This is a genomic window from Pseudomonadota bacterium, from assembly GCA_018817425.1.
In the GTDB taxonomy this organism is placed as follows: Bacteria; Desulfobacterota; Desulfobacteria; order Desulfobacterales; family RPRI01; genus RPRI01.
In genome coordinates this window covers 1-13,381 of record JAHITX010000127.1, presented here as the reverse complement: position 1 = coordinate 13,381, position 13,381 = coordinate 1, and the positions used below count along the sequence as shown (strand labels likewise).

Sequence of the window (13,381 nt, the reverse complement as noted above, 5' to 3'; positions counted from 1 at the left end):
TAAAAGGATTGACTCATAGAATTATTGATCTATTAATTGATTTTTTAAATGATCGATTTGCTCCATTATACTTAGCGCAACCTTTAAGGCATTGCGTCCGATCTGTCCTGTAACCTCAGGCTCCTGTCTACTGCTCACAGACTTAACAAAAGCTGCCAGCTCGTCTTTTAATGCATCGCCTTTTGTAAAACAAAGATTTTTTATCTCCATTCCCGGAATAATGCTGTTTACTTCATCATTGTTTTTACGAACGATATTTATTTCATGGTTTGCAAAATCAACCGATATATATGCATCACGCTGAAATAATCTTGTTTTCCGTTCGTCCTTGGCAGAAATTCTGCTTGCTGTAACATTTGCTACACACCCGTTTTCAAATTCTATCCTGGTGTTTGCAATGTCAACCTGATTTGTTATAATGGGTGTTCCGGCGGCATGAAGATTTTTTATTTCCGATTTTACAAGGCTTGTTATAATATCTATATCATGAATCATAAGATCAAGCACAACACTTACATCGGTTCCACGGCCCTTGAAAGTACTAAGACGATGTGATTCAATAAATCTGGGGTTGTTGACTATATCCTTGAGCGCAAGAACGGCCGGATTAAAACGCTCCAAATGTCCAACCTGTATAATAAGTCCTTTGTTTTCAGAAATACTTATCAGCTCATCTGCTTCTTTTATAGTTGTTGTGATGGGTTTTTCAATAAGTACATCAACATCATTTTCCAAAAAATCTTTGCTTATTGAAAAATGCGCATGCGTGGGAACTACAATACTCACAGCATCCACTTTACCGATTAGATCACGATAATTTTTATAAGCTTTTGCACTTACGCCATTAGCAATTTTTTCGGCCTGCCGTTCATCAATATCAACTACTCCCACAAGCTCGACATCGCTCATCTGAAAATATTTTTCCGTATGAAATTTTCCAAGATAACCGGTGCCTACAACACCTACCCGCACTTTTTTCATTTAACCTTCCATACACAAAATCAAGGATAATTTCTTATACCAAAACGGCTACTATACTTATCCCATACTTGTCGGCAAGCATGATCATTTCTTGTCTATCAAACACAACAGCTTTTTGTGCTTCCATGGCAAGAGATTTAACACCTGATTCATGCATTGTTTTTATAGTCTGAACACCAACAGCAGGCATATCAAATCTTGTATCTTGACCCGGTTTGCATACTTTTACAATAACAGCATCACCATTTCCAAGTTTTCCGCCTCTTTTTATTGTGGCATCCGTGCCGTCAATAGCCTCAACAGCAAGAACCGACCCTCCGCAAACAATAACACATTGGCCGATATCAAGACGACCTATTTCTTTTGCGATATGAAATCCTATTTCAATATCTGCTTTTTCGGTTTTTGTCGGCTTTCGCTTTGTCCAACAACCTTCCTGCGCCAGAAGATCAGGAAGTAAAAATGTGGACGATTTAATGATGATGCCTTCTTTTTCAAGCATCCCGGCAAAAGCGCTTAACAACCCGTCATCATGCGTGCTTTTCATTCGGGCCATAAATGCTATAGCCTTAATATCCGGCCTTACATCGGAAAACATTCTTGTTTTTTTTATTGCACCAAGCATTACTGCTTCTTTTACTTCATTCTTTTTAAAGAAATTGATCAGTCGCTTCACCTGGCCAAGATGCAACCACTCGATTTTTTCAACATGTTCTTTAAGTACTTCATCCGCCTCATTTATAAAAGCTGCTGCATATACTAAAAAGCCTTTTGCCCTGGCTATTTTTGAAAAAATTATGGGAAACTGGCCGCTCCCCGCAATAAGTCCAATTTTTTTTTCAATCAATCTATCCACGATCAATCCTGATGAGCCAGTTTCAAAACGTCCCATTTTGGCCGATCTCTGCGTTGGGCTCAAATTTCAATCCTCGAAATACTAAATGTATTCCTGTGGTTGAAATTTTCCCCCGCCTTGAGCTTGACCAAACTGAAACGTTTTGAAAGTGGCTCTGATAATTATATTATCTTGAAACTCCCCGCTGGGAAGCCATTACAAAATTTATGAAATTAACAACCTCAGGGACCTGCTCAACTTCAGCTTTGACTCTTTCAACAGCCTGATTAACCGTAAGACCGATTCGAAAAATTATTCTATACGTTTTTTTCAACAAAGATATTGTTTTGGGTGAAAACCCATGACGTTTTAAGCCAACAGTGTTTAAACCATGTAATTCAACTCTCTGACCAGCGGCAATAACATATGGAGGTACATCCTTCACTACTGCCGATAATCCGCTGATAAAAGCGTATTCTCCAACTCTAACAAATTGATGTATCGCAGATAGACCGCCAATTGTAGCATTATCTCCAATGGTTATATGCCCTGCAAGAGTTGCGTTATTTGCCATTATAACCCTGCGTCCTGTCTTACAGTCATGCGCTATATGGGTGTAAGCCATTAAAAAGTTTTCTTCTCCTACTTCCGTAATGCCGCCACCGAATTCGGTCCCTCTATGAATTGTAACAAACTCTCTGATTATCGAGCCCTGACCTATTTTCACATATGTTTTTTCATCTTTAAATTTCAGTGATTGCGGCACAGCTCCAATTGCTGCATACTGATATATTTGACAGTTACGGCCAATCTCCACAAAAGGCTCTATTACAACATGTGGGCCTATCACTGTACCGGAACCTATAAATACATTATCTCCAATAATTGAATACGGGCCTATATTAACATTTGAATCTATTTCAGCGCCCGGATTGACAATAGCAGTTTCATGAATCATATTTTTCCTCCAAAAGCGGCCATCAACTCGGCTTCAGCTACACACTTACCATCTACTTTTGCTACACCGGCTATTTTTGCAACTTTAGTTCTCATATTTAAAATCTTTATATCAAAAATAATTTGATCACCCGGAACAACCGGTTTTCTGAATCTGACTTTGTCCATTCCCATAAAATAAATAGGCTCCCCATATTTTTTTTCGGGCTTAGAGGCAACAAATAAAACTCCACCGGCTTGCGCCATTGCTTCTATTATAAGGACTCCTGGCATAATGGGCATTCCCGGGAAATGCCCGGAGAAAAAATGTTCATTAATCGTAACATTTTTCAAAGCAACTATCTTCTCTCCGGCAACAAGCTCAACGACTCTGTCAATCAAAATAAACGGGTATCTGTGAGGCAATATTTTCATTATTTCCGTCACATCAAGAATTTTCTCCATTTGCTTCTCCATAATTTACAGCACTTGATTTCCTGCTTACTTATTCATCTTCTTTTTTTTCTATTTTATTCAATCGCTTTTCAATATCAATAAGCTTATTTCTCATCTCCGGAAGTCTGGGAATAACAGTTTGTACTTTTCGCCATAATTTATGAGGCATTGCAGGCGCGCCCGTCACAATTTCTCCGTTTTTAACGGATTTAATAACACCGGACTTAGGAGCAACAGTTACATTATCCCCTATAACCAGATGATCGGAAATCACCGCCTGACCGGCTATGATTGAATGCTTTCCTATTGATGTACTTCCGCCAATAACTGCTTGAGCTATAAGTAAAGTATCTTCTCCAATTGTAACATTATGTGCAATATGGACCAGATTATCCGTTTTTACCCCGCGGCATATCCATGTTTTGCCAAAAGTAGCTCGATCTATAGTATTGCCTGCCCCAATCTCAACATCATCATCTATCTGCACAATACCCGTATGAGGAATTTTATAATGTATTTTGCCGTCCGAGGAATAGCCAAATCCGTCACTTCCGATAACAGAACCTGCATGAATTATTACTCTGTTTCCAATTTTATTCCGTTCGAGAACAGATACATTGGAATAAATTTTAACATCATCTCCGATAACAACACCATCGCCAATATAAGTACAGGGATAAATTGAGACCCGGTCACCTAAAACCACATTATTACCAATCACCGCATTCGGAGCTATTGAAACATCATTGCCGCATTTAAAACCTTCTCCAACATGGGCAGATGAACTGATCCCATATTCCGGCATGGAAGGGGGGTAAAATATATTTAATACTTTTATAAATGCAATATGCGGCTGCGCAACCTGTATTAGGTTTTTCGAAGGTTCTATATATCCATGCGGTACAATAACTGCTCCGGCACTACTTTCCTTTATAACATTTAAAAACCTGGCAGCTCCTGCAAAAGTTATATCATTTTCTTTTGCATCTTCAAAAGGAGCCGCTTTATATATTATTTTCTTTGCGTCACCAACAACTTTACCTTCAATCATTTCAGCAAGTTCGGCAAGTGATATTTTCATCATGGCAAGCCTTATATAAAATCTAAATACATGATTAACGCGTAAATAGTAGGGGCGTATTGCTATACGCCCCTACAGATATTCTATACCAGAATGTCCGGTTTTCTTATTATTTTCCTGGTTGTAAAGCCGATTTTGCGTTTAATTGCTGTATAACTTTATCTGTAATATCAATAGACGGCGGCGAATAAAATACTGCATTTTTTTCAATAATAATTTGATATTTTTCTTTTTTGCATATTGCATCTACAACAAGATCAACCTCATTTTTCAAACTTACAAAAAAACTTTTTTGTAAGTTTTGAATATCAGCATTATATTGTTTCTGGAGAATCATAAATTTTTCATATTTTGCTTTTAATTCAAGCTGCTTTTCTTCCGTTACGTCTTTCTTTGTAACCATTGCATTTTTTTCATACTGCTTTTTAAGTTCTTCGAGTTCAGCTCCTTTTTTTTTAAGGTCTACCTCCATCATTTCTCCCTGTTTTTTAATTTCCGCCCGGCCGGATATCCCTGTATTTGATTCCTCAAGGATTTTCCTGAAATCTACAACTCCAATTTTAGCAGCATCTGCTGCATAGGCATAAATTCCGAGCATAAAAAAAAGTGCTGCACCCACCAAAACAGTTTTGTTAAATAAACGCATTATACCCCCTATTAAATTATAAATATTTACTTTTGACAAATACAGTTAAAATACTGAACCCACCGTAAATTCAACCTTTCCACCTTCACCTGCATCTTTTTTCGGATCAAGAATATAGCCATATTCCACACGCATCGGCCCCATTGGTGAGTACCACCTGATACCGCCACCGACACTTTCCCTTGAGCTGCCGAGATAGTCTTCACTATTGTCATACACATCCCCGGCATCAAAAAATAAAACACCCATAACACCGGCACCCTTGATAAGAGGAAAAACAAATTCAAGGTTAAACTGAACAAATTTATTGCCGCCAATTTCAGTCAAATAACCTTGCGAATTTATTCTTTTAGGACTTAAATCTTCCCATTCGAATCCTCGCAGTGAATTTATTCCGCCAAGATTGAAACGCTCATATATAGGTAATTTTTTGCTCGAATTTTGGGTTACATATCCGGTCGCTGCATGTATCGAGCCTACAGTTCCTTTAAACAAAGGATAAAACCAGCCTGTTTCAAGATTGATTTTAGTAAATCCAATATCTCCGCCAAGTCCTGCATATTGAATAGAAACACTATGGTTCGCTCCCTCGGAGGGGTTAAAAACTTTATCACGCGAATCATACCTTAAAGCTGCTGTCACACTGCTTGAAATATTTTTGCCTTCCATATCTTTAATAGCATCCGGTGCATCATAATCAATGCTTGTTATATTGGATTCATCAAATGCATATGAAAAATATACTCTGGCAAACTCGTAAACCGGATACCCCAGTGTTATACCTGCCCCCTTGCTTTTTTTATCATATGTATCATACCCATAATTCCAGTCGTATAAATTAAAGCCGGCTGAAAGAGGTGTATCAAATAACCATGGCTCAGTAAAACTTAAGATGAATTTAGTTGAAACAGCTCCCAGCTGTGCATTTAATGATAGCACCTGACCTTTCCCAAACAGGTTTTTCTGGGAAATGGAGCCCATAAAAAATACTTTTTCCGTAGTGCCGTAACCTGCACCGAAGGTAAATGACCCGGTCGGTTTTTCCTCAACATCAACCTTAAGCAGCATTTTATCATCCGTGCTTCCTTTTAGGTTATTTATTTTTACGTCTTTAAAGAAATCCAGCCGCTTCAGGTTACGCATGCTTTTTTTAAGTTTGGCTCCGCTGTACAATTCCTGTTCATATACTTTCAACTCTCTTCTTATAACCTTATCCCTTGTTTTTGTATTTCCCTCTATTGTAATCTCTTCAAAATAAATCTGCTTTCCTTTGTTGATTATATAGTTAATATTTACCTGTAGCTTGTCTTTATCAGGATCTATATCAGGAACAACCTCCGCATAAGCATAACCTTCATTTGTATACAAATCCGTCAAAACAAGGATATCACTTTGCAAAACCTGTCTGTTATAATATTTTTCCTTATTAATTTTTATATTTTCAATAAGCTTTTCTTCAGGTAAAATTAAGTCACCTTTAATTTTTATTTTTCCAACTTTAAACTGGGGACCTTCATCGATTTTTATTTTAATATCAATTCCCGATTCTTTAATATTTACCTGAGGCTCCCCTATTTTGGCCTGAACAAAACCATTGTTATGATAAAATGCTGAAAGCTTTACTGTATCCTGAATCAAATCTTCCCTGTTTAGATCTCCTGCCGAAGTGATCCATGAAAACATGTTTTTCTCTGATAAAGACATAAGCTTTTTAAGCTCTTTGTCCGAATATACTTTATTGCCTTCCAATATGATATTTTTAATATATGCTTTTGATCCTTCCGAAATTATAAACTCAAGGTCAGCCTGGTTATTATCATGATCATAAGTCTTATATTCTACTTTTACATTGTGATAATTTCTACTTTTATAAAGACTTTCAATTCTTTCGATATTTTTCTGAATCGCTACAAAATTCAGAATCGAACCGGTCTTGATATCTAAAATTTCCTTGATCTTGTCGTTTTGGATTGTTTGATTGCCTTTAAAAATTATTGTTTTTAAAGTCGGTTTTTCTTTAACTTTCAGTTTAACCAACTTACCTTCGGGTGCGTCTTCATCTTCAATTCTCACATCATCAAAATATCCCATAGCATATACGGTCTTTAAATCTTCAGACAAGGTCTGAGGATGATATATATCTCCTTCTTTTGTTTTAATTATCCTTTTAATTGCATCAGCTTCAATTCGCCTATTACCCTCCACAAGTATTTTTACAACTTTTTCACGTTTAAATATTTTCATCCCCAGATCGCGTGAAAGATTTTTCAAGCTGCCGGAAAGATTTTCTATTCCCTCTCCCTCATAGAAAAAACTCTTTAGGGGCTCATCTTTCACAGATTCGATCATTTTTGCATTAATTTCAAAATGCTGGTCCACTAAAGTTATACTTCCCCAAACAACATATTTAGCATCTGCATCAATACCGATTGTTCTTATTTGTTCTGTGTTTTCAGCTTGCTGTGTGATAGATAAGATTATATCAGGATCAGGTTCTATAATAACAGCACCATCTTCTTTCAAATGGTTCTTTATGATCTGAGGGATTTGGGTTTTCAGATATGAAAGTTCATTCTTGGCATTTACTTCAAAAGGCAAAACCAAAACATTCGCTGTTTCAAAAGAGTAAGTTCTAAACGGAAACACCAACAACAATGCAACGGCAATCAGGCATAAATATTTTTTCATTATACTTCCTTAACTCGCTTCTACAAGACGCCCATCAATTATTGTAACACACATAGCCATAAATGACGCTAACTCCATGTTATGCGTCACTACTATCATTGACATGTCAAGCTCTTTGTTAAGTTCCATAAGCAACTCATGAACCTGCTCACTGTTTCTTTTATCAAGATTGCCTGTAGGTTCATCCGCAAGAAGAATAAGTGGTTTTAATACAAGCGCCCTTGCTATAGCAACCCGCTGCTGCTCTCCACCGGAAAGTACACTGACCTTGCCATTTATTCTATCTTTAAGCCCAACTCTTATCAAAATTTCTTCCGCTGCTTCTCTTGCTTGTTTTTTACTTACACCTTTTATAAGACCTGGTATCATCGTATTTTCTATAGCAGAAAACTCTGGCAGTAGATGGTGAAACTGAAATACAAACCCGATTGATTCGTTTCGAAATTTTGCCAATCTATCCGAACCACAACTTAAAATATCTTCATCAACAAAAGAGATGGTACCACTATCAGGATAATCCAGTGTCCCTAGTATATGCAATAGAGTAGACTTGCCAATACCTGATGCACCAACAATTGCCATAGTCTCGCCTTTACACAAATCAAAATCGACATCTTTTAAAATTTCAAGATGAACACCGCTGCTGTTAAAATTTTTAGAAAGCCCCCTTACTCTTAAAAAAATCTGAGGGGATTCAATAGAGATAATTTGGTTGTAATCCGGCGTATTATCCATGGCGTATAGCCTCAACAGGATTCAGTTTGGATGCCTGGTGGGCCGGATATAAGGTTGCCAAAAAGCAGATAACCAATGCTGCTGCTGCAATGGTTATTATATCAGAAGCAACAAGCCGTACAGGAAGAGTAGTTATGTAATATACATCCCCTGGCAGATCAATAAACTTATATTTTTCCAAAAGTTTACAAAGAGTATAACCGGAACAGACACCCAGGATGGTTCCGACCATACCTATTAACATTCCTTTGAAAACAAATATTTTTCTGATACTCATATCAGTTGCGCCCATAGCTTTAAGAATAGCAATATCTTTTGTCTTCTCCATTACCATCATAATAAGAGAACTTGCTATATTCAGTGCTGCAACAAGAACAATAAGTATTAAAATAATAAACATGACTGCTTTTTCCAGCTTTAAAGCTGAAAAAAGATTTTTATTCATTTGCATCCAGTCTCTTGCCCAGTATGGAAATCCAAGTTCATCGATAATTTTTTTAGCTATATTTCTGGCATCATAAATATCTGTTACATTCAACTCAATACCTGTTATTGAATCGTTCATCCTCAATATTTTTTGAGCATCTTTAATATTAATATATGCTAGTGATCCGTCATAATCATGTATCCCGGATTCAAAAATGCCCTTAACTACATATTGTTTCATTGTGGGCAAATATCCTACAGGAGATATCATACCTGCAGGAGATATAAGATATAGTTTATCACCTTTAAATACTCTTAACTTATTTGCAAGTTCCTTTCCCAATATTATACCGGGGGCAGCATTAAAATATCCGCTGTTTTTATCATCCGGCAGGCCATTTCGCAATAAAAGAGTATCAAGGTTTTTTACTATCCGGCCCTCAGCACTTGGATCAACGCCTTTTAAAACAGCGCCGGAAACTCCTGAAGAAGATTTAAGCATAACCTGTGTATAAATGAAAGGGGCTGCGGCTTTAACACCATTAATTTTTTTTATGTGCTCAAGAACTGCCGGATAATCGGAAAATTCTCCTCCGCGCCGCATTACAACAACATGCGATTCAACTCCAAGTATGCGGGATTTAAGATCAGTTTCAAAACCTGCCATAACAGCAATAACAACTATAAGAGCCATTACTCCAACCATAACACCTACAATCGATAAAATGGTTATAAGTGATATGAAGGATTGTTTTTGTCTGGCTCTTAGATATCGCCCACCAATAAATAATTCAAAAGACATAATATATCTTCTTTACTTTTATATGCTTGGGAATTAACACAGACATTAGATCTTTATACGGAAAATTCAATTTTAAAAATAATGCCATATTTGAATAACAAGGAAATAAGATATTTGATATATCATCAATTAGGCTTTTGCCCAGCAGGCTTCATATGTGGAAAAAGGATTACTTCCCTGATTGAAGCAGCATCAGTAAAGAGCATTGTAAGCCTGTCAATACCAATACCCTCACCTGCAGTAGGAGGCATTCCATACTCTAATGCTTCTATATAATCTTCATCCATATGGTGTGCTTCGTCATCGCCATCCTGCCTGTTTGATATCTGCTGCATAAATCGGCTATGTTGATCTTCAGGATCATTTAGTTCCGAAAAACCATTTGCTATTTCATTACCTGCTATGAAAAGCTCAAAACGGTCTGTCATCGTCGGATCTTTTTCACTCCTTCTGGATAGAGGTGAAACCTCAACAGGATATTCGGTTATAAAAGTTGGCTGAATCAGCTTATGTTGTACAAGCGCATCAAATATTTTTGTTATTATTTTGCCTATCCGTTCTGTTTTTGTAATCTTTACACCACTAGAATGTGCAAATTCGAGGAGTTTTTCTTTATCTTGAATTATAGATGGGCTTACTCCACCAAATTCGTCCAATGCATTTAGAAGACTTATTCTTCGCCACTTCCCGCTAAAATCAATAGTATTTCCCTGATAAATAATTGATGTTGAACCGGTTATTTCCAATGATAATCTGGAAAACAAGTTCTCGGTCAGATTCATGAGATCCTGATAGGTAGCATAGGCTTCGTAAAACTCTAACATGGTAAACTCCGGATTATGCTGGGTTGATACCCCCTCGTTCCTGAAATTTCTGTTAATTTCAAATACTCTTTCAAATCCACCCACTACTAACCGTTTTAAATATAACTCCGGAGCTATTCGTAAAAACAGATCCATCCCAAGAGCATTATGGTGCGTTTTAAAGGGAGCCGCTTCAGCACCACCTGGGATAGGCTGCATCATCGGCGTTTCTACTTCAATATAACCTCTTTCCAAAAAAAAATTTCGTATTTCCTGGATTACTCTGCTTCGTTTTACAAATATATCCCTGGCATCAGGATTTATTATCAAGTCAAGATATCGTTGGCGATATCGCTTTTCAGTATCTTTAAGCCCATGAAATTTTTCAGGAAGAGGTCTAATAGCCTTACATACAAGTCTCAATTCGAAAGCAACTATAGTCCATTCACCTGTTTTTGTTTTAAATATTGAACCTTTTATTCCTACAAAATCACCAATATCAAGCTGTTTAAAAAGTTGATACGAATCATCCCCGATTTTATCTTTTCGTATATATGCCTGGAATTGGCCTGTTCTGTCCTTAAATCTTATAAATGAAGATTTGCCGAAATTATTCATAGCCATAATACGACCGGCAACTGAAAATACAGCCTCATCTTCATTTTTTGATTCATCAAAACCACTTATTACATCTCTAATATCTTCGATAGAATGCAAAACAACATAATCATTTGGAAAAAGATTTATATTATTGCTTCTTAATTCAGATAATTTGTTTCTTCTTCTCTCAAGCAACTCACTCGTTTTTTCCACATCCATAGCTAAATTAACTTTCTATATAATTTTGGGATCTAATCTTTAATATAAATGGTTCATTATATACTATTAAATCTTTGAAAGCCTACTATAACATTAAAGATATTAATATACTTTTCTATTATCAAACGGGGGCAAAGATAATAATTATTAGAAATAAATTTGGTAACCTATTTAAGTAATAGTGTCAAGATTAAGTTATCAAATTAGGGTGGATCAATTTGCTTTATTTTGAATGTAAAAACGGATCCTTTATTAACTTTACTTTCAACATCAAGCCAGCTGTCATAAGGTTTTAAGATGTTGTAAACTATAGATAATCCAAGGCCTGTACCCTTTTGTTTGGTAGTAAAAAAGGGGTCAAAAATTGATTTGATATTATCACCCGGTATACCATAACCATCATCAGCTACTTCAGCTATCGCATATTTATTCTTTAAAGAATATAATTTCACTTTAATATTACCTGTGTTTTCAATAGCCTCAGAAGCATTCAAAAGTAGATTCCATAGAATTTGATATATATGCACAGGATACATTTCTACCCAGATATTTGGTGCAATATCTTTTATCAATAAAATTTTTCCTGAACATTTAATATCTTTTTCAAAAAGCTCAATAGTTTCTATTATGGTTTTTCCCAATTCGATTTTTTCTATCTTTCCAGCAGGCGGTCGTGCAAACAACAAATAATTATTAACAAGGGAGCCCAACCGATCTGCCTCCCTATGTATTATCTGCATAAGCTTATCATTTTGCGGATTGTCGTACATATCTTCTCTTAAAAGCTGAATAGAACCGGATATTGAAGCAATTGGATTTTTTATCTCGTGAGCCATTCTGGCAGCCATCTCTCCCATTGCGGCCATCTTTTCAAAACGCTTGATACGCTCTTTCATTGCGATTAATTCATTTTTAGTTTTTCTTACCTGTTCCGCAAGAAAATTACTCAAAAAAGCAACGGCAAAACACGCTATTGTTATAATTAATACCTTATATTGTATCTGACTCCACGGATAATTTGCAGCTACAAGACTGTCTTCAAATGGAAACGGATTTATTATAGCTAAATATTCCAGATTAACGATTATGCCATACTGAATAGCGCAAAGCCCAGCAATAATCATACTTCCTTTTTTAAAAAGAAGCATAGATGAGTATATTATAACCAAAAGATATAAAAATGAAAAGATACTTGAAAAACCCCCTGTAACAAAGATTATGCAGCTTATAATGAAAGTATCAATAGCTATCTGTATTGAAGCAAAACGTTTAATTTTTTTCACACGATTAAGCAAAACATTATAAATTATTGAAAGTATCAAAACTCCTGATATAAGGGCATAAAGCACAAAAAGAGACATATCAAGCAGGGAATGTGTCGAATTAAACTGAAGAATTATAGTTGACCCAAGAAGAAGCGAAATAAAAAGGACTCTAAATAACATGAGCCATTTGAGTCTTTGATATATATCACTTTTATATATTTCTATTATATTATCCATATCTTGAATTTAGCACAATCCATGTTTTGAAGCCAGAAAATAAAATAAAAAACCCGGAATCTTTAAAAAGATTCCGGGTTAAAAATAAATTTTCGGCGGTGTCCTACTCTCCCACCCAGTTTCCCGAGCAGTACCATCGGCGCTGAAGAGCTTAACTTCCGTGTTCGGGATGGGAACGGGTGTATCATCTTCGCTATAACCACCGAAAAATTGTAAATCATTAAATTATATTACAACTTGGTTATCTGCACTTTATCTAAAAAAGATCAAATATTTATTCTAATTATAAAAATTATTTTATGGCCAAGCCTCACGACCTATTAGTACCAGTAAGCTCAATATGTTACCACACTTACACACCTGGCCTATCAACCTTGTAGTCTTCAAGGAGTCTTTAGTTAAATATGTTTCCATATTTAAGGGATATCTAATCTTGAGGTTGGTTTCCCGCTTAGATGCTTTCAGCGGTTATCCATTCCGAACTTAGCTACCCAGCAATGCCGCTGGCGCAACAACTGGAACACCATTGGTTCGTCCATCCCGGTCCTCTCGTACTAGGGACAGATCCTCTCAAATATCCTACGCCCACGAAAGATAGGGACCAAACTGTCTCACGACGTTTTAAACCCAGCTCACGTACCACTTTAATCGGCGAACAGCCGAACCCTTGG

At 36.4% G+C, this 13,381-nt stretch carries 11 protein-coding genes and 2 rRNA genes; all 13 read right to left on the bottom strand.

Features of this window, described 5'->3' with window-relative positions; all coding sequences use genetic code 11:
• Positions 1-21: 21 nt before the first annotated feature.
• Positions 22-981 (bottom strand): Gfo/Idh/MocA family oxidoreductase, encoded by a 960-nt coding sequence (locus tag KKC46_21140; protein MBU1056306.1) that lies wholly within the window; start codon positions 979-981, stop codon positions 22-24.
• A gap of 34 nt (positions 982-1,015) precedes the next feature.
• Positions 1,016-1,873 carry a UDP-2,3-diacylglucosamine diphosphatase LpxI gene (lpxI, locus tag KKC46_21135; protein MBU1056305.1) on the bottom strand — a complete coding sequence of 286 codons (858 nt, stop codon included), beginning with the start codon at positions 1,871-1,873 and terminating at the stop codon, positions 1,016-1,018.
• Positions 1,874-2,003: 130 nt separating this feature from the next.
• Positions 2,004-2,774: an acyl-ACP--UDP-N-acetylglucosamine O-acyltransferase gene (gene lpxA / locus KKC46_21130; GenBank protein ID MBU1056304.1), complete on the bottom strand. Its 771-nt coding sequence runs from the start codon at positions 2,772-2,774 to the stop codon at positions 2,004-2,006.
• A complete protein-coding gene (gene fabZ / locus KKC46_21125; GenBank protein ID MBU1056303.1) occupies positions 2,771-3,217 on the bottom strand; it encodes a 3-hydroxyacyl-ACP dehydratase FabZ in 447 nt (148 codons plus the stop codon). The genes lpxA and fabZ overlap by 4 nt, the downstream gene beginning before the upstream one ends.
• A 40-nt stretch (positions 3,218-3,257) precedes the next feature.
• Positions 3,258-4,289 carry a UDP-3-O-(3-hydroxymyristoyl)glucosamine N-acyltransferase gene (lpxD, locus tag KKC46_21120; protein ID MBU1056302.1) on the bottom strand — a complete coding sequence of 344 codons (1,032 nt, stop codon included), beginning with the start codon at positions 4,287-4,289 and terminating at the stop codon, positions 3,258-3,260.
• Between the two features lie 109 nt (positions 4,290-4,398).
• The gene (locus tag KKC46_21115; GenBank protein ID MBU1056301.1) at positions 4,399-4,935 is read right to left on the bottom strand and encodes an OmpH family outer membrane protein; all 537 of its coding nucleotides are present in this window, start codon (positions 4,933-4,935) and stop codon (positions 4,399-4,401) included.
• 45 nt (positions 4,936-4,980) lie between these two features.
• A complete protein-coding gene (gene bamA, locus KKC46_21110; protein ID MBU1056300.1) occupies positions 4,981-7,623 on the bottom strand; it encodes an outer membrane protein assembly factor BamA in 2,643 nt (880 codons plus the stop codon).
• A 9-nt stretch (positions 7,624-7,632) separates the two neighbouring features.
• The gene (locus KKC46_21105) at positions 7,633-8,358 is read right to left on the bottom strand and encodes an ABC transporter ATP-binding protein (GenBank protein ID MBU1056299.1); all 726 of its coding nucleotides are present in this window, start codon (positions 8,356-8,358) and stop codon (positions 7,633-7,635) included.
• Complete coding sequence (locus tag KKC46_21100) at positions 8,351-9,586, bottom strand: lipoprotein-releasing ABC transporter permease subunit (GenBank protein MBU1056298.1); 1,236 nt, start codon at positions 9,584-9,586, stop codon at positions 8,351-8,353. Before KKC46_21100 ends, KKC46_21105 begins: the two co-directional genes overlap by 8 nt.
• A 125-nt stretch (positions 9,587-9,711) precedes the next feature.
• A complete protein-coding gene (lysS, locus tag KKC46_21095) occupies positions 9,712-11,202 on the bottom strand; it encodes a lysine--tRNA ligase (protein ID MBU1056297.1) in 1,491 nt (496 codons plus the stop codon).
• A 209-nt stretch (positions 11,203-11,411) separates the two neighbouring features.
• A complete protein-coding gene (locus tag KKC46_21090) occupies positions 11,412-12,653 on the bottom strand; it encodes a two-component sensor histidine kinase (GenBank protein ID MBU1056296.1) in 1,242 nt (413 codons plus the stop codon).
• Positions 12,654-12,800: 147 nt separating this feature from the next.
• A 5S ribosomal RNA gene (gene rrf / locus KKC46_21085) occupies positions 12,801-12,917 on the bottom strand.
• Positions 12,918-13,009: 92 nt separating this feature from the next.
• Positions 13,010-13,381 (bottom strand): 23S ribosomal RNA (locus KKC46_21080); the annotation flags it as partial.